Raw genomic sequence first — 17,631 nt, 5'->3', positions numbered from 1 at the left:
AGCTAATTTGTATATGCTTTAAAAGCATAAAATAAATTGATTATGAAAAAACTGACAACAACACTAATAATGATTATAGCTTTCTCTTCTTTTTCTAATGCTCAAGACGCTTTTAAAGACCTTTGGTTACAAGTAGATAGGTTTGAAAAAGACAATTTACCTAAATCTGCTTTAGAAATTGTAGATAAAATTTACGCTAAAGCGGATAAAGAAGAAAATTCTCCTCAATTGATAAAAACACTTTTTTATAAAAGTAAATATTCCTTAACATTAGAAGAAGATGCGCAATTAATCATTATTGATAATTTTAAAAAACATATTGCTAAAAGCGAATTCCCAACAAGAAACGTATTAGAGAACATACTAGGTAATTTATATTGGCAATATTTTAATGAAAATAGATACAAATTTTACAACCGAACAAAAATAGCCTCTTCGACAAGCTCTGAGTTTAAAAAAGGCGATTTTAGAACTTGGGATTTAGAAACCCTTTTTAAAGAAATTCACTGTCATTTTGAAACTTCTTTAGAAAATGCAGAAGTATTACAGAAAACAGATATTTATGACTATTCTGATATTTTACAAATCTCCAAAGAGTCTAAAACATACAGACCAACTTTATATGATTTTTTAGCAAATAATGCTTTAGATTTCTATAAATCATCAGAAACTAGCATTACCAGACCTTCTTATAAATTTGTGTTAGATAATTCAGATTTTTTATCTGATTACAAAACCTTTTCAGACTTAAAAATTGAAACTGAAGATCATTTATCATTACAATTTAATGCGTTAAAAATCTATCAGAATTTAATTCAGTTTCATACTAAAGAAAACAATTTAAATGCTTTAGTAGATATCGATATTCAACGTATAAACTTTATTTATGAACACGCTACTTTTACCCACAAAAAGAAAATCTATCTAAGCACTTTAAATAAAACAAAACAATATTTCATCAAAAATGAAGCAAGTGCTTTATATACTTTTCAAATTGCGAAATACCATAGAGAACAAGCCAACAATACACTTGCTTTTTCTATTTGTAATGAGGTAATTAATGAGTTTCCAAGAAGTATGGGAGCACAAAAATGTGCGGTTCTTAAAAGTCAAATTTTAGAAAAATCACTTTCTATTACTGCTGAGCAATTTGTGCCAATTAACACCAATTCTAGAGCACTAATCAATTATAAAAATATTGATAACATCTATTTTACAGCGTACAAAATAACAAGTACAGAACTAGAAAAGTTCAATAAAACGTATAATAATAGTGCTAAAATAAAATTTATAAACACTTTAGAGAAAAATAAAAATTGGAATGCCAACTTAAGAAATGAACAAGATTATTTACAACACAGTACAGAAATAATACTTCCAAAACTTGACAACGGAAATTATTTAATTGTTTCTTCGGATGATGAAATTATTGGCGAAAACACCATTTTTGGAACAGCTACAATTCAAGCAACCGATTTAACTTTAATTGAAAATAATTTTGACGACAAATATAATTATCAAATTGTAGATAGAAACACAGGTAAACCTATTAAAAATGCAGAGGTATCGCTATCTAACAACAAACCTATAAGAGGTGCAACTATCAATAAAACATTAACGACAGATAAAAACGGATTTGCTTCTTTTAAAAGTGAAAACTACTACCAAGATGTAATCATCAAAGTAAAAACGAAAGATGATGTTGCTACTTTTGGAAATCATTATTTATATAAAACCAATAGAAGACAAACAAATGAAGTAAACGAAAGTTTACAGTCTTTTATTTTTACGGATAGAAGTATTTACAGACCAGGACAAACGGTTTATTTTAAATCGATTGTTATTAAAAAACAAGGAGACCAATCGACTGTTTTTACGGATGGTTTTATAGAAATTAATTTAAAGGATGTAAACAATCAAACGGTAAATACACTAGCATTAAAATTGAATGAATTTGGTTCTGTTGCTGGTGAATTTATCTTACCAAACAATGGTTTAACGGGTCAGTATGCTATTGAAATAAAACAAAACTCGAAAAGTAAAAGTAATATCCGATTATATTCTAATCGTTCTTTTATTTCTGTTGAAGAATATAAAAGACCAAAATTTGAAACAGCATTTAAACCAATTACAGAAAGCTATAAAATTAACGATGCCATTACCATAAACGGATTTGCAAAAGCATTTTCTGGTGCAAATATTACAGATGCGAAAGTGGTGTATCGTGTGCACAGAAAAGTGCAATACCCGAGTTGGTATTATTGGAGAAGACCAAACCTAACTTCGAGTTCACAAGAAATTATAAACGGAGAAACTAGTACAGATGAAAATGGCGTGTTTAAAATAGTATTTAATGCCATTGCAGATGAAAGTGTTGATAAAGAAAGTCTGCCTATTTTTAATTATGAAATCACCGCAGACGTTACAGATATCAACGGAGAAACTCGCAGTGCAACTAGCATTGTAAATGTTGGCTATCATGCTTTAGTTGCAACTATTTTATCAGAAAACAACATCGATAAAAACAGCAATAACACTACTTTAAATATTGATACAAAGAACTTGAATGGCGAGTTTATTCCTGCAAAAGGAAATATCAAAATATATAAATTAGAAGCACCAAAAAATCCGTTAAGAGACAGACCTTGGGCAGCGCCAGATTATCAAGATATTTCTGAAAGAGAATTTAGAGAACTTTTTCCTCATGACTCCTATTCAGAAAATGAAATGGATGCCACTAATTGGAAAAAAGGAACACTTATTTTTAACGAAGAATTTAACACTGAAATTAGTAAAGAACTCCTTTTAAAAAACACAAAAAACTGGGTTTCTGGGAAGTATAAAATAGTTTTAGAAAGTAAAGATAAATTCAATCAGAAGGTAAAAGACGAAAAAATAATTACACTTTTAGCTACAAAAGAGAAACAAATTGCAGACAATAACTTATTTGTAATTCATGCAGATAAAACTGCTTATCAAATTGATGACGTGGTTGAAATACAATTAGGTTCTGCATCTAAAGACATTACCGTAATTGTACAGATTGAAAAAAATCATACAATTATAGAAACTCGTTTAATTAAATTAAATAATGATACAAAAACGATAAAAATACCGGTTAACAAAGAGGATCTTGGTGGTTTTGCTGTAAAATATCACTTTGTAAATTATAATTATTTTAAAAGCGGAAGTTTAATAATTAATGTAACTCAAGAAAAAGAAAACATAGAAATTGAAACCAATATATTTAGAGATAAATTATTACCAGGACAAGAGGAAACTTGGAGTTTTACCATTAAAAATGATAAAAACGACCAACTTGCTGCTGAAGTTTTAGCTTCTATGTATGATGCTTCTTTAGATGAATTTAAAGCGCATAATTGGAGTTTTAATCCGATAGCTTCAAAGCCAAAATATTATTCTTATACCCATAGTAATGCTAATAATAGTTTTAGCAATACTTATTTTAACATCGTTAATGCTCAAAGAAATCTATCTGGTTACCCAACAATTTCTTATGATACTTATAATTGGTTTGGGTTTAGTTTTGGAACGAATAGAAATCTTCATTTAAGACGTAAAATGACAAAAATGAGTGCACCAAGCCCAGAAATGATTGTGGTAATTGAAGATGAAAAAGAAGTTTCAGAAAACATTATTGAATCTACAGAAACGGATGAAAGTGAAATGGTTGATGATGTTTCTTTTGTTAAAGAGGAAGAAGAAAAAGTCTCTTTAGAAGGAATACAAATCAGAAAAAACTTTAATGAAACTGCTTTCTTTTTACCTCAATTAAGAACTGATAAAAACGGACAAGTAAGTTTTTCTTTTACAATGCCAGAAGCATTGACAAAATGGAAATTGCAATTATTAGCACATACAAAATCGTTAAAATCTGCAACCAAAACATTAGAAACGGTTACGCAAAAAGAATTGATGATTGTACCAAATGCACCAAGATTTTTACGTGAAGGAGATGAAATTACACTTTCGGCAAAAGTAACCAACTTAACAAATAACCAATTAAGTGGTTTTGCTAAACTAATTTTAACAGATGCCATTACAGGAAAAGAAATTGATACAGCATTAGAAAACCTCAATGCTAACAAAAAATTTACCGTAGATAAAGACGGAAATACCAATGTTTCTTGGAGTTTATCAATTCCGGAAACTGTGCAAGCAGTACAATATAAAATTGTTGCAAAAGCTGGTGATTTCTCTGATGGTGAACAAAATGTTTTACCTGTTTTATCCAACAGAATGTTGGTTACAGAAACTTTACCAATGTGGGTAAGATCTAACGAAACTAAAACTTTTACCTTAGATAAGTTAAAGAATAATACTTCTTCTACTTTAAAAAACCATAAGTTGACTTTAGAAATGACATCAAACCCAGTTTGGTATGCAATTCAATCTTTGCCCTATTTAATGGAATATCCGTATGAATGTGCAGAGCAAGTTTTCTCTAGATATTATGCAAATACTTTGGCAAGTTTTGTAGCAAATTCTAACCCTAAAATTCAAGAGGTTTTTAATGCTTGGAAATCTTCTGATGCGCTTTTATCAAACTTAGAAAAAAATGAGGAATTAAAATATTTGATAATTCAAGAAACTCCTTGGTTAAGAGATGCACAATCTGAAACCGAACAAAAAAAGAGAATTGCTTTATTATTCGACTTGAATAAGATGAAAAATGAGCAAGAAAAAGCCATCAATAAATTACAAGATATTCAGATGAATTCTGGTGGTTTTCCTTGGTTTAAAGGTAGTAGAAATGAAAGCAATTTTATAACACAACATATTGCAACTGGTTTTGGTCATCTGCAAAAATTGAGCGTTACAGATTTAGATACTTCAACAAAAAAAATGATTGAAAAAGCTGTACAGTTCTTAGATGAAGAATTGGATGATCAGTATAAGAAGTTATTAGACAACGCAGAGCAAATCAAACAAAAAGCAAAAACAGAAAAGAAAGGTAAAAAAGCATATGATGATTATTTAGCTAAAAATAATTTGAACTATTTTACCATTCAGTATTTGTATATGCGTAGTTTTTACAGCAACATTTCTATGGATAACAACTTGCAAAAAGCGGTTGCTTATTACAGAAATCAAACTGTTACCTATTGGAATGATTATAATTTATATGCAAAAGGACAAATTGCTTTATCATTATTTAGAAATGATAAAAAAGAAACTGCTAACAAAATTTTAAAATCATTAAAAGAAAATTCAATTACTTCTGATGAATTAGGAATGTATTGGAAAGAAAATGCTGCAGGGTACTATTATTATCAAGCTCCTATAGAAACTCAGGCATTAATGATAGAGGTTTTCTCTGAAGTTGGTGTCATTCCGAATGAGCCTCAAAGAGCGAAGAGGAATCTAAGTGATATTGACAATTTAAAAATTTGGTTGCTAAAAAACAAGCAAACCAATAGTTGGAAAACTACCAAAGCTACGTCTGAAGCAGTGTATGCTTTATTATTAAATGGAAGTGATTGGATATCGGTAACTGATATGGTAGCTATAAAAGTTGGTGACAAAGAAATTAATCCAACAAAGTTGGAAGAAGTAAAAGTAGAAGCCGGAACTGGTTATTTTAAAACTTCTTGGAATGGGTCTGAAATTACACCAAAAATGGCAGCAATTACCATCAACAAGAAAGGAGAAGGAATTGCATGGGGAGGTTTGTATTGGCAATATTTTGAAGATTTAGATAAAATTACTTCTGCAGAAACTCCGTTAAAATTAGATAAGAAATTATTCTTAAAAGTAAATTCAGATACAGGTAAAGAGTTACAAGAAATAATAAAAAACACACAGTTAAAGGTTGGTGATTTAATTACAGTTAGAATTGAGTTAAGAAGTGACAGAAATATGGAGTTTATTCACATGAAAGATATGAGAGCTTCTGGAGTAGAACCCATAAATGTTTTATCTAGCTATAAATGGCAAGACAATTTAGGATATTACGAAAGCACTAAAGATGCTGCAACGAACTTCTTTTTTGATCGATTACCAAAAGGTGTTTATGTTTTCGAATATGATGTAAGAGTTAATAATGCTGGTAATTTTAGTAACGGAATTACAACTATACAAAGTATGTATGCTCCAGAATTTAGCAGTCATTCTAAAGGGATAAGAATTAAGGTGTTAGAAAATTAAGCATTTTACCTAGCAAAATAGTACCTCATATATTTTGAAAAAAGGGTAAAAAGGTTGTATTTTTGAGTAACCCCCAATTTAAAATAATGAAAAAAATATTATTAGCCCTCAATTTAATATTTGCAGTAAGTTTAACAGTAAAAGCCCAAAACATATCCGACCATGCAATTGGTGTTCGTATCGGCGGCGGAAATGGAACAGGTGGAGAAATCTCCTACCAAAAGCATTTAAAAAATAACAACCGTTTAGAAGTAGATTTAGGTTTAGCCAGTGAAGTTAACGATTTTAAAGTAACAGGTTTGTACCAATGGCTTTGGAGCATCGAAGAACAATTTAACTGGTACGCAGGCGTTGGTGGCGGAATTGCATCCGCTAGTAAATTAGGTGTTTACGGAGCTGGAGTTGTAGGATTTGAATATAACTTTAATGCCCCAATAGTAGCCTCTTTAGATTATAGACCAGAACTTGGTTTTTCTGGAGCTTTAGGCGGTTTAACTTCTAATATAGGTATAGCCGTTAGATATCAGTTTTAAAAAAAATCCCCCTAAAAAAAACCTTCTAATGTTAATCATTAGAAGGTTTTTTTATGTGCTAAATTGTTAAGGAAAAATTCTTTTGGATTCATTTTTCAATAAATAAAGTTCATTTAGATGAAAAATTAAATATAACTTTGAACTTTAATAAAAAAACAAATGAATATGAAAAAAACACTTTTAAGTATTGGTCTTTTAGTAGCTGGAGTATTTTCTATAAATGCACAAAGTATTTCTGAAAATGCAATTGGTCTAAGATTTAGTGGCGGAAATGGAGTTGGAGGAGAAATATCTTATCAAAGAGCATTAGGTGAAAACAACCGTTTAGAAGTAGATTTGGGTTTAGCAAATGAATTTGCTGATTTTAAAGCAACAGGTTTATACCAATGGGTTTGGAATTTAGAAGATAAATTTAATTGGTACGCAGGAGCTGGTGGAGGAATCGTTTCTAATGGTGGAACAGCAATTTATGGAGCTGGTGTTGTAGGTATTGAATATAATTTTGATGCACCAATTTTACTTTCTTTAGATTATAGACCAGAAGTAGGAATTACTGGAGGATTAAGCGGTGTAAACTCGGATATTGCACTTTCTGTAAGATACCAATTCTAAATAATTAATTTATTATAATAAAAATCCTCTAAATTAATTTTTAGAGGATTTTCTTTTTTTACTCGCTTTTACTAGCAGGATAAAACCCAAAGCTAATTACAATCAATAATTTAAACCTAATGCTCGCAATTAGAAATTTACTTTTAAAGAGCTCTATTGGTTTCGTTTATGGCATACTTTAAAATTATTTTACCTTTTAAAAACCTTCTACTGTAACTATTGGACCTTTTTTATTATAAACTAAAGTTTCTATCGAAAAACCTTTTGAATCAATAATTCAATGGATAAAGATCATTTAGATACAGTAAAACATCTAAATTTGAAACATAATAAAAAACACACATAAACATGAAAAAAACACTTTTAATTATAGGTCTATTAGTAGCTGGAGCATTTTCTGTAAATGCACAAAGTATTTCTGAAAACGCAATCGGTTTACGTTTAGGAGATAATGATGGTTTTGGAGGAGAAATATCTTACCAAAGAGCTTTAGGAGATAATAACAGATTAGAAATTGATTTAGGTTTAAGAAACAACAAAAACTACGACGGTTTTAAAGCTACTGGTATTTACCAATGGATTTGGAATATTGAAGGTGGTTTTAATTGGTATGCTGGTGTAGGTGGTGGTTTAGGAAACTACAGTGGAAAAGACAACAAAGATAATTTTTCTGAAACATTTGCTTTTGCAGCTGGTGATATTGGAATTGAGTACAATTTTACAGACGCACCAATATTACTTTCTTTAGATTTAAGGCCAGAATTTGGTTTTGGAAATACATACAATGATTTTGATAATGACGTAGCATTCGGTATCAGGTACCAATTCTAGATAATAAAAGATTATAAAAAAAATCCTCTAAATTATTTTTTAGAGGGTTTTCTTTTTTTACTCGCTTTTGCTAGCGGATTAAAATCTAAAGCCAATTGCAACCAATAGTTTAAATCTTCCTCTAAATCTACTGCTTCTTCAGAGAGAAATACAAAACCTTTCATCGGTTTTCCTGTAAAATTCATTTTGTTACAACCTTCTTTTTCTAAAGATGCTTCATAAATATTAGGATTAATACGCGCCATAATTTCTTCTTTCATTACAGCAACATACATTTTATCATCTACCATAAATAACAAACCTCCCATCATCTTTTTAGTAATAAAAGAAACACTTTTTTCATTTAAAAATTGAGAAACTCTATCTGCTAAATATTCACTATAAGCCATTATTATTTTTATTTTAGCGGATAACTATCTAATATTTTATGGAGAACTTCTTTAAAATAAAGCACTCTTTTTTCTGGAGTTCTTTTCTCTTTTATGGTTGATATTAAAATTCCTTCCCAAAAAAGTTCGTTGGTTTTGGCATCCACAAATTCTACCATTATTTCTTCATCTAGTTTTTTTCCTCCAATTGGTATTCCACCAGAAACAGCTAAACCACCGTTTCTACCTCCACTTCCTAAACCAATAGCAATGGTATTTGTAACTTTAGGAGCAGATGTTTTTGACTTAAAGTTGATATAAAAATCAGGAACTTCTACTTCTTTAAAACCCTTTTCTTCCATTTCTTCAAATAGTGCATCTGCTGCCCTATCCACGTCAAATTCATTTAAACCAGCACCAATATCATCAAAAAAAGCATAGGTTTTGTATTCCTTAAAGTTGGTGTTCTCATCATAATCGGTAATTACTTTAGAGGTTGAGCAACTCATTAATAAAAGTAATATGAAGTATTGGGCTTTTTTCATCAGAAATATTATTTATTTTCTTCAATTACAACTCTTGTTGGGGTATCTTTTCCGCTAATAATGCTCTCTGTACCTTTAGCAACCGCCTTTATTGTTTCTGTAATTACCGTCATGTTTAAAGTCTCTGCTTCATCAGAAGCTTGATGATAATCTTTATCAACATCTATTGGTGTTGTAGAAAAAGTATGCGAAGGCACACCTAATCTTGCCAAAGAAGCATTGTCTGATCTAAAAAACAAATTAAACTTTTTATACGGATCTGCAAATAACTGATAACCAGTTCCTATTAAGTTTTTCTGAATAATTTTTCCAAAATCAGATCTTTCAAACCCCGTTAACCAAGCTGTATTTGGTCCAAAACTTGGCACCTTACCAATCATTTCTAAATTAATACCTGCAACAAATTTACTCGCATCAATTCCTTTACCAAAATGAGTAGAACCAATTAACCCCATTTCTTCACCTGTAAAAGCAACAAAAAGAATCGTTCTTTCATTAGTTCCTTTCGCTTTAAAATATGCTGCCAAAGCCAAAACTCCTGTTACGCCAGAAGCATCATCATTAGCACCATTATAAATACTATCTAATTGTCCTTCTTTTTTTACAATGCCTAAATGATCGTAATGTGCAGAAATAACTACAATTTCATTTTTTCTAGATTTCCCTTCTAAAATACCGATAATATTACTAGTTGTAATTTCCTTTTTAGAGCTTTTATCTTTAAACGTAAACGTTTGTCTATAATTCTTTAAAGTATCATAAGTAGACAAACCTATTTTTTTAAATTCATTTTCTATGTATTTCGCAGCTTTTTCAATTCCAGGGGTACCTGTATTTCTACCTTCCATATCATCCGAAGCTAATATGTAAAGGTGTTTTTTTACAGTAATAGAATCTATTGTTGCTACCTTTCTCTTGGTTTTAACTACTTTAGAGCTTTCTTTACAAGAAAAAATAAACACAAACAAAAGGACATAAATTAAGCTAATTTTCTTCATTTTAATAGATTTTTAAAAGGATAAATATAGCTAATTTTATTTCGTATTTTTGCTAAAAATATATAAAATGGATTTATCTCTTATACCAAACATAAAACACGTAAACTCAAATAACTTTTTTTTACTTGCAGGTCCTTGTGCCATTGAAAGTGAAGAAATGGCCATGAGAATTGCAGAAAAAGTACTTACAATTACAGACAAATTAGAAATTCCTTATATTTTTAAAGGGAGTTTTAAAAAGGCAAATAGAAGTAGAATTGATAGTTTTACCGGGATTGGAGATGAAAAAGCATTGAAAATTTTACGTAAAGTTTCTGAAACTTTTAATGTGCCAACTGTTACAGATATTCATGAAATTTCAGATGCTATTAAAGCTGCAGAATATGTAGATGTGTTACAGATCCCTGCTTTTTTAGTGCGCCAAACAGATTTAGTAGTAGCTGCTGCACAAACGGGTAAGGTTGTCAACTTAAAAAAAGGACAATTTATGAGTCCTGGTGCTATGAAACATGCAGTACAGAAAGTAAAAGATGCAGGGTCTGAAAAAGCGTGGATTACCGATAGAGGTACTATGTTTGGCTACCAAGATATGATTGTAGATTTTAGAGGAATTCCAGAAATGCGAAAATTTGCACCTACAATTTTAGACGTTACGCATTCTCTACAACAACCTAACCAAGTAGCTGGTGTTACTGGAGGAAGACCAGACATGATTGAAACTATTGCGAGAGCCGGAATTGTAAATAACGTAGATGGTTTGTTTATAGAAACTCATTTTGACCCTGCAAACGCAAAGTCTGACGGAGCAAACATGTTACATTTAGATAACTTAGAAGGTTTGTTAACAAATTTAGTTGCTATTAGAAAAACGATAAATAATTTATAAAAGAGTAATTTTTTAGGCGTATTAACAGGCTTTCACTACTTGTTTTTTTCTAAAAAAAAAGAGCTCAAACATAGAGCCTCTCTTGAGCGTAGTTGAAAGGTTCAATCCTTAACGCAATTACTAAATTTCAATAAAAAACAATTACACAATTCCTGCAAGGTCTCTTTTTGGACCTTGTAGGTATTTATTACTTGCTTATACCAAAAGAATTTAATCGATAGTTTTAATGTTTATTTGGTACTTTCTATTTAAACCTACAAGGTTTTGGAAACCTTGCAGGAAAAATTATTTTCTTTTATAAAACCCTTTTTCTTTCAGTTGATGCGCTTCTTGTAAAACGGATAATAAAATTTCTTCATTAATAGCATCAATAGAACAATAACGCAAGGATTTTATAACCTTTCTATTTTCTGAAATTAAATGTTCATTGTATTTTGTTAAATGTGCAGAAACCCAAAAACCAACATCTACATATCCTTTTTTCTTAGAAGGATTTAAGTAACAAAATGGCTTTTCATCTAAATAATAAAAAGGCATTTTCCATTTAAATTGTAAATCTACTTCCGGAAAACTAGTTTCAATTAAAATCTGCAAATGCATTAAAATAGATTTGAAAGGTTCTGGTTGCTTTAAAATATAATCTTCTACAGGTTTCATTGTTGTATATTCGCAAAGGTTAAAAAATAACAGTTACATGAACGATAATATACAAATAAACTTTTCTTTAAAAGGATTTACAAGTATTTTAATTGGTGCTTACTTTTTTATTGCAGGCTTTTTAATAGAAACCCTATTAAAAGGTTTTTTAGTTAAAGAAACTCCTTTTAATCTGTCTTCTCAAACTACAGAAATATTAATTATCACTATTATCTTGCTCGTTTTTATTTTTTCTTCTTTGGCACTATTTTTTAATGGAAAAAGAAATGCTAAAAACCATCAACTCCTACTTTGGAATGATAAAAGCAAAGTAGCTTTAAAAAAATATATGATTGCATTGGTCATAATTTTCGCCTCGTTACTAATTTTAATGAATCTTGGTTATATAGCCTACCTTACTCCTACTTTCCTTATTTTATACGGACTTTTACTCTTTTCAGTTAACAATAAAAATCGAAAAAATCTGTTAATTTTAGCAGGCTTAAGTGTTCTTTTAGCAGTTATCTGTTTTTTAATACCTACCTACTGGTCTGCATCTCTTTCTATTTTAGGAATAGCACATGTAGCGTATGGTGTTTCTGTAAAAGAATAAGTTTTATTAGCTATCTCACAGAAATTTATCAATAAAAACTAAAAACAACATAGCTTCCATTAAGCTATAATTATTTTCTTACCAGAAAGGAAACCTCAACTCTTCTTGCTTGTGAGTCGCTTTGTGCGCTATAATCGATTCCGTGGTATTGTGTTAATATTCTTGTTGGATGTACACCTTTTAACATTAGCGCTTTTTTAACTGCTTCTGTACGTTGCATAGATAAGTTTTCGTTATAAATTGCATTTCCTTTATTACTTGCAAACCCATTTATTATTATATCTAGATTTACATTTGCTTCTAAAATAGCATGCAAGTCTTTCACAACAAGTAATGAGTTCTCATTTAAAACTTTAGAATTCGTTGCAAAATAAAGCTCTTTTTTAAAATTTTTATAGGCTTCAACTAATTTTTCATAAGTACTAGGTAGTGCCTTATTTAGAGAAATCTCTTTTTTAAGCGCTTGTATTTCTAATTCTAATGCTTCTAAATTATTGATAGAATCGGTTTTAACCTGTTCATTTAAAACAGTTACGCCTTCGTAAAGTGAATCTTGTTGTTGTTGCACAACCAAAGAATTAATAGAATCTTTCTCTTCTTCTACTTTATTAGCTTCTTCTTTATTTCTATTAACAGGAGCAATAACAGGTAGGTAAACAACATTAGATTTACCATTATTAGATTGTCGCTGCAACAACGATTGTCTAAGTTGATTAACTTCTAATTTTAGGTTTTTTAACCCACTAGATTCAGAACTAGAAGTATTATTTCTTTCTGTACTATTATTTTGATTATTTAAACGATTTTCTAACGCTGCTACCCTACTTTTTAAATAATCAAATTCAAAATTAGATTCTGTTTGTTGGGTAAAAATAGTATCTGTTCCTTTAATTAATTGTTCTTTAGAGTTCTTTTGTAGCGTTTTTGCTTTTTTATACAACCTAAGAGTTTTAGTTAAAGATAGAATGTCATCTTCACTCATTATTACCATACTCTTATTAGAATTATCAGCATCGTTTTGTTGCGCATAACTCATGGTTAGAGAACCTAATAGAAGAAAAGAAATACTAATATATTTTATTGAATTCATTTTTGTATTTTTTTAAAAAATTAAATAGTAAGTACACCACTTATTTATAAAACACAATAAAGATACTATAAGTCACATTATGAACACAGTATTTTAAAAAATTGTGACTTATCAATAAATAGTGTGTTTATAATATTGACAGCAATAACTAATTAATGTTAATAATTAAATAAAATGAAAAAAATACAATTATCAACAATGCTTCTTATACTATGTGCCTACATAGGTAAAGCTCAAGTAAAAGATATCAGTTTTACAATTTCACCAGCAGCAGAATACACTTGGTGGGATGATAAAGCAGGTCTAGAAAACAATGTACTAGTTGGTGGAAAACTAGGTTTTGGTTTTGGAGAATATATTGAGCTTAGAGGTATTTATTTACAATCTTTAGATCAAAAAACAGATTTTAGTAACTTTGGTATTACTAATTATAATTCTTCTCTTTTTAATGCACAAGATGTAACCGTTTCTCGTTATGGAGGTGAGTTTAAAGCAAATTTTGGTACTAAAGGAGTTAAGCCTTACTTTACATTGGGTGCTGGTGTACAGAATATAAATTCAGAAGACAATGAAGATTATGAACAAGTATATGCTTCTTTAGGTTTAGGTGTTAAATTTAATATTACAAGACGTATTGTTTTTGCGTTAGAAGCAAAAAACACAAGCTATAAATTTAATTCTGGTGCTGCTTTATTATCTAACGAAGATAAAGTAAGTTTTGGTGTAACAGATGCCGATTTTAATAGTGAACGTTTATCTAACTGGTCTGCTCAGGGTTCTTTACAGTTTTATTTAGGAGGAAGAAAACCTGGAACTTTATCTGATTTAGATAAGGCATATCTTCAAAACTTTAAAGGAGGGTTTAAAGGTATACAATGGGTAATAGAGCCAAGTCTTGCTTATGTAGATTTTGCAGACGAATCTTTATACAAAGATACGTACATGTTAGGTGGTTTTGTTGGTTTAGATTTAAATGAATACATTGGTATTAGAGCATTCTATTTTCAAGCAACTGAAAATGAAAAAATCTCTACAAACTTTGATAAAATGGCCATGTATGGTGGTGAGTTTAGAGCAAGATTAAATGATGGAAATGGTGTAGTACCTTTTTTAACTTTAGGAGGTGGTTATATAAGTACAAGCGATAGTTATGTTTCTGCTCCTAATGCAAATGGACTTTTTTCTAATGTAGAAGGTGGCGAGTTTGCTACTGGTGGTTTAGGATTAAATATTCCTTTAGGGAAGCATATATTAATTACAGGTGCTGCTAGAGCAATGATTACTTCTGGTGAAGATGCTAAAGATATTACTACTACAGATGATATTCAAACACATATTTTTTACAACGCTGGAATAAAATTTACATTAGGTAAAAAATCAAAAGCTCCTAGTAGCGTTTATAAAGAAAATTTAGACAGAGAATTAACGGCTCAAGATGATGTAAATAATAAAAAGATTGAAAACCTTAAAAAAGAGTATCAATCTGATATTAATACTTTAAATAATGACCTTAAAGTAGCTTACGAAACTAAAGATGTTGAAAAAGCAGTAGAAATTCTTGAAGAGAAAAAAGAAGCTGAAGAGTCTTTAAAGAAAGTAAAAGAGGTAGAAAAAGTACAGGTAAAAAAAGTTGAACAGCCAGTTATTACTGCTGTTGTCCCTGAGGTAGTTGCTAATATAGTTGCTGAAAAAGAAGTAAGTACTGTTAAAACAGAAACTGCTCCTAATCAATTAGAAGAAACTTCTAGATTAATTAAAATGACACCTTTAGAATTTGAATCTCTAATAGAAAAAATTCTTCAAAATATAGATAACGAAAATCCAGTACCTGCTAAAACGGAAGAAAATAAATTGATACAGACAAAAAGCAGTACTACAGAACAAGGTCAAAAAATTGAACAGTTAGATAGTAGAGTTAATTTATTAGAAAAGTTATTACTAGAACTGAATAACAACAAACAAACAGAAAAGGAAAAAAATAGTAAACTTCTTCAGAAAATAGAGGCTTTAAATAAAGAAATTGAATCTAACTCTAAAAATAGTGAAGAAGTTAATAAGAAACAATAACTTACTTTACTAAAAAAAGTTACTCAGATTATTTAATTACATAGTGCTGCTAAAGCACTAATTAACAAAGTTATTGCAATATTATATTAAAAGCTGTTCTAGATAAGAGCAGCTTTTTTTTGTTTTAATAAATTTAAAAGAAGGTACGTAAAGAACTGTCTAAATAGATTTTTATTGATGCTTAAATCTAGTACAAAAGCAAAATAATTAGATTCATATTAACTTAAACAAATACGCAAACTTACTTTTAAACCATTTATATGCATTAAAAAAAGTTTCACCTTTTAGGTTTCTTGATAAAAGTATAAGTTAAGCCTAAACAGTAATAAAACGATAACTTAAAGTGACGTTTAGTAATTGTAGAGAATCTACTGGGAATAATAAAAATAGGGTGATAAATAGTTAGTTGTATAGAGTTTAGTTTAAAAAATAAACAACATGTCTGGTTGAGCGCAGTCGAAACCTATTTTAGAGATCTAATAGTTCTATACTCTACTGACAGTAGCAAATTTAATAACTAAGAGATAAACAAAAAGCAGGTATTTAAATCTACATAATAACAACAAAAAAATGACTTAAATCCCCTTTAAACGAAAAAAGAGAGCATTTTAGAATGCTCTCTTTTTAGTATATACTATAAAGAAATTCGTTAATCTATAACTTCAATATCATTAGTAACAATTTCTGAAATAGGAAAAACAATCTTATTTGGTTCCGTGTTTAACGTAAGAGAAATACCATCAATAGACGCTATATAACCAGTATGATTCTTCACTTTTATCTTTTGACCAATATTATATTTCTTTCTTACATAAAAGGCTTTCATTAATTGGCTAATTACTTCCTTAGATCCCAAAGCAAGAGACAACCCAATAGAAGTTAATACTATAAAAAGAATAACTGTTAAGTTGTTAGATATAATACTTGTATTTACACCTGCTTGATTAATTGCAGCAACAGTAACAATAGTAACTATTATATAAAACACAAAATTACAAATAATATTACCTCCCATAATATCAAAAGATTCAAAGACTTTATTTAAAGAACTTTTAATAAAATTAGCAATATATAAACCTAAAATAAACAATACAATTGCACCGAATAATTTTGGTAGGTATAACAGTAAATTACCAATAACAGAAGAGATTGCTTGTAATTCTAAAATTTCAAAAGCTAAAGTTATTGTAATTAAGAAAAGTGTACACTTAATAAAAAGTAGTATTATTTTTGAAATGTCTAAATTTCTAATTTCCCTACCAAGAACTCCTTTTTGATTAAGTCTATCAGATAAATCATCAATTTTAATCAATTTTAAAACTTTCTTTAAAAAGAACGCGATTACTTTATTTGCTAACCACCCTATAAAAAGGATAAAAATTGCACCAATAATATTTGGCAATAATTCGGTGATTACCTCAAATAAATTATTAAAAGAATTTATTGATATTTCTTTCCAAGCATTAAACTTCTCCATTCGTTTTTGTTTTAATTGTTGATTTATTTTCTATAATACTTTTAGCTGCTTCTCCGTAATTAACTGTAAATAAATTAGCTAAATCACTAACTAACAAACGAAAAGCTATTTCATTTTTTACCTCTTTTTTAATTTCTTGAGGTACTTCATGGTGGGGTTTCCATAATTCTTTAAAAGGATTTTCCATTGTATCTTACTCGTTTAGATTCTTTAATTTTACTAACTTTTCTTTTGCTCTCTTAATTCTCATTTTAATAGCACTTTCTCCAACACCATATAACTTAGAGAGTTCGTTAATGCTAAGTTCATCTTGATACTTTAACAATAATATCGTTTTATCTTCCGGACTTATTTGCATTAGCAACTTATCTAGCGCTTCTACTTTTAACTCAAAAACACTGGAATCACTAACTTCTTCCTCCTGAAAATTTTCTAATTCATAAATTGGTGCTTTAGACTTTAACTGATTGTGATGTTTATCTCTATTCACATAGTTAATACATGTATTATATACAAATACATACAACCACGCCTTAAACTTAGATTGTGATTGATACTCTTTTAGTTTAAAAAATAGTTTGATAAAAATTTCTTGTGTTAAATCTTTGGCATCATCCTTCTCTTTTGTAAACCCTAAACATTTATTGTAAATGATTTGCGAATACCGATCATAAAGAACACCAAAAACTAAAGAATTATTAGATTCGCATATAATCTTAATAATTTCATCATCGGATAGTTTTTTATACGACGTTAGATTCATTTAATATTGTGTTTAAACATATAACACGTCTAATTTTAAAAAGT

Annotated in this window: 15 protein-coding genes; 7 read left to right on the top strand and 8 right to left on the bottom strand. The window is 29.3% G+C overall.

Going from position 1 to position 17,631, the window contains the following annotated elements; all coding sequences use genetic code 11:
* Window positions 1-42: 42 nt before the first annotated feature.
* The 4 genes from KV700_RS15395 (at window position 43) to KV700_RS15380 (ending at window position 8,144) form a co-directional block, all read left to right on the top strand.
* Window positions 43-6,168 (top strand): alpha-2-macroglobulin, encoded by a 6,126-nt coding sequence (locus tag KV700_RS15395; RefSeq protein WP_218598426.1) that lies wholly within the window; start codon window positions 43-45, stop codon window positions 6,166-6,168.
* Window positions 6,169-6,254: 86 nt separating this feature from the next.
* Window positions 6,255-6,701: a hypothetical protein gene (locus KV700_RS15390; RefSeq protein WP_218598425.1), complete on the top strand. Its 447-nt coding sequence runs from the start codon at window positions 6,255-6,257 to the stop codon at window positions 6,699-6,701.
* Between the two features lie 165 nt (window positions 6,702-6,866).
* Window positions 6,867-7,313 (top strand): hypothetical protein, encoded by a 447-nt coding sequence (locus tag KV700_RS15385; protein WP_166382600.1) that lies wholly within the window; start codon window positions 6,867-6,869, stop codon window positions 7,311-7,313.
* A gap of 348 nt (window positions 7,314-7,661) precedes the next feature.
* Complete coding sequence (locus KV700_RS15380; RefSeq protein ID WP_166382598.1) at window positions 7,662-8,144, top strand: hypothetical protein; 483 nt, start codon at window positions 7,662-7,664, stop codon at window positions 8,142-8,144.
* Window positions 8,145-8,176: 32 nt separating this feature from the next.
* Here KV700_RS15380 and KV700_RS15375 read toward each other — a convergent pair whose 3' ends face one another.
* From KV700_RS15375 to KV700_RS15365, 3 genes are read right to left on the bottom strand one after another with little or no spacing between them, the layout of a single operon-like run.
* Entirely contained in the window at window positions 8,177-8,533 is a 357-nt protein-coding gene (locus KV700_RS15375; protein WP_166382596.1) for a TfoX/Sxy family protein, read from the bottom strand.
* Window positions 8,534-8,541: 8 nt separating this feature from the next.
* On the bottom strand, window positions 8,542-9,057 hold the full coding sequence (locus tag KV700_RS15370) for a DUF4136 domain-containing protein (RefSeq protein ID WP_218598424.1): 516 nt from the start codon (window positions 9,055-9,057) through the stop codon (window positions 8,542-8,544).
* Window positions 9,058-9,065: 8 nt separating this feature from the next.
* Window positions 9,066-10,055 (bottom strand): M28 family peptidase, encoded by a 990-nt coding sequence (locus KV700_RS15365; protein WP_218598423.1) that lies wholly within the window; start codon window positions 10,053-10,055, stop codon window positions 9,066-9,068.
* Window positions 10,056-10,122: 67 nt separating this feature from the next.
* Here KV700_RS15365 and kdsA point away from each other — a divergent pair, with 67 nt between their 5' ends.
* Complete coding sequence (kdsA, locus tag KV700_RS15360; protein ID WP_166382590.1) at window positions 10,123-10,941, top strand: 3-deoxy-8-phosphooctulonate synthase; 819 nt, start codon at window positions 10,123-10,125, stop codon at window positions 10,939-10,941.
* Between the two features lie 285 nt (window positions 10,942-11,226).
* On the opposite strand, the gene KV700_RS15355 is transcribed toward kdsA, so the two are convergent.
* Window positions 11,227-11,598 carry a DUF1801 domain-containing protein gene (locus KV700_RS15355; RefSeq protein ID WP_166382588.1) on the bottom strand — a complete coding sequence of 124 codons (372 nt, stop codon included), beginning with the start codon at window positions 11,596-11,598 and terminating at the stop codon, window positions 11,227-11,229.
* A 37-nt stretch (window positions 11,599-11,635) separates the two neighbouring features.
* Between KV700_RS15355 and KV700_RS15350 the strand changes: the two genes are divergently transcribed.
* On the top strand, window positions 11,636-12,190 hold the full coding sequence (locus KV700_RS15350) for a hypothetical protein (protein WP_166382586.1): 555 nt from the start codon (window positions 11,636-11,638) through the stop codon (window positions 12,188-12,190).
* 70 nt (window positions 12,191-12,260) lie between these two features.
* On the opposite strand, the gene KV700_RS15345 is transcribed toward KV700_RS15350, so the two are convergent.
* Window positions 12,261-13,280: an OmpA family protein gene (locus KV700_RS15345; protein WP_218598422.1), complete on the bottom strand. Its 1,020-nt coding sequence runs from the start codon at window positions 13,278-13,280 to the stop codon at window positions 12,261-12,263.
* A 174-nt stretch (window positions 13,281-13,454) separates the two neighbouring features.
* Between KV700_RS15345 and KV700_RS15340 the strand changes: the two genes are divergently transcribed.
* Window positions 13,455-15,347 carry a hypothetical protein gene (locus tag KV700_RS15340; protein ID WP_218598421.1) on the top strand — a complete coding sequence of 631 codons (1,893 nt, stop codon included), beginning with the start codon at window positions 13,455-13,457 and terminating at the stop codon, window positions 15,345-15,347.
* A gap of 649 nt (window positions 15,348-15,996) precedes the next feature.
* Here the strand turns inward: KV700_RS15340 and KV700_RS15335 are convergent.
* Genes KV700_RS15335 through KV700_RS15325 form a run of 3 tightly spaced genes read right to left on the bottom strand, consistent with a single transcriptional unit; the run spans window position 15,997 to window position 17,587 of the window.
* Entirely contained in the window at window positions 15,997-16,824 is an 828-nt protein-coding gene (locus KV700_RS15335) for a mechanosensitive ion channel domain-containing protein (RefSeq protein ID WP_218598420.1), read from the bottom strand.
* Window positions 16,811-17,011, bottom strand: coding sequence for a hypothetical protein (locus KV700_RS15330; protein ID WP_166382578.1), 201 nt, complete (start codon window positions 17,009-17,011; stop codon window positions 16,811-16,813). The genes KV700_RS15335 and KV700_RS15330 overlap by 14 nt, the downstream gene beginning before the upstream one ends.
* A gap of 6 nt (window positions 17,012-17,017) precedes the next feature.
* A complete protein-coding gene (locus tag KV700_RS15325; RefSeq protein ID WP_218598419.1) occupies window positions 17,018-17,587 on the bottom strand; it encodes an RNA polymerase sigma factor in 570 nt (189 codons plus the stop codon).
* Between the last annotated feature and the right edge of the window lie 44 nt (window positions 17,588-17,631).

Source organism: Polaribacter sp. NJDZ03 (assembly GCF_019263805.1).
GTDB lineage: Bacteria > Bacteroidota > Bacteroidia > Flavobacteriales > Flavobacteriaceae > Polaribacter.
This window is presented reverse-complemented; position numbering and strand designations above follow the sequence as displayed.

Excerpts from the sequence above, each read along its gene's own strand:
- KV700_RS15395 (WP_218598426.1), top strand. The coding sequence starts at position 43 with ATGAAAAAACTGACAACAACACTAATAATGATTATAGCTTTCTCTTCT.
- KV700_RS15390 (WP_218598425.1), top strand. The coding sequence starts at position 6,255 with ATGAAAAAAATATTATTAGCCCTCAATTTAATATTTGCAGTAAGTTTA.
- KV700_RS15385 (WP_166382600.1), top strand. The coding sequence starts at position 6,867 with ATGAAAAAAACACTTTTAAGTATTGGTCTTTTAGTAGCTGGAGTATTT.
- KV700_RS15380 (WP_166382598.1), top strand. The coding sequence starts at position 7,662 with ATGAAAAAAACACTTTTAATTATAGGTCTATTAGTAGCTGGAGCATTT.
- KV700_RS15375 (WP_166382596.1), bottom strand. The coding sequence starts at position 8,533 with ATGGCTTATAGTGAATATTTAGCAGATAGAGTTTCTCAATTTTTAAAT.
- KV700_RS15370 (WP_218598424.1), bottom strand. The coding sequence starts at position 9,057 with ATGAAAAAAGCCCAATACTTCATATTACTTTTATTAATGAGTTGCTCA.
- KV700_RS15365 (WP_218598423.1), bottom strand. The coding sequence starts at position 10,055 with ATGAAGAAAATTAGCTTAATTTATGTCCTTTTGTTTGTGTTTATTTTT.
- kdsA (WP_166382590.1), top strand. The coding sequence starts at position 10,123 with ATGGATTTATCTCTTATACCAAACATAAAACACGTAAACTCAAATAAC.
- KV700_RS15355 (WP_166382588.1), bottom strand. The coding sequence starts at position 11,598 with ATGAAACCTGTAGAAGATTATATTTTAAAGCAACCAGAACCTTTCAAA.
- KV700_RS15350 (WP_166382586.1), top strand. The coding sequence starts at position 11,636 with ATGAACGATAATATACAAATAAACTTTTCTTTAAAAGGATTTACAAGT.
- KV700_RS15345 (WP_218598422.1), bottom strand. The coding sequence starts at position 13,280 with ATGAATTCAATAAAATATATTAGTATTTCTTTTCTTCTATTAGGTTCT.
- KV700_RS15340 (WP_218598421.1), top strand. The coding sequence starts at position 13,455 with ATGAAAAAAATACAATTATCAACAATGCTTCTTATACTATGTGCCTAC.
- KV700_RS15335 (WP_218598420.1), bottom strand. The coding sequence starts at position 16,824 with ATGGAGAAGTTTAATGCTTGGAAAGAAATATCAATAAATTCTTTTAAT.
- KV700_RS15330 (WP_166382578.1), bottom strand. The coding sequence starts at position 17,011 with ATGGAAAATCCTTTTAAAGAATTATGGAAACCCCACCATGAAGTACCT.
- KV700_RS15325 (WP_218598419.1), bottom strand. The coding sequence starts at position 17,587 with ATGAATCTAACGTCGTATAAAAAACTATCCGATGATGAAATTATTAAG.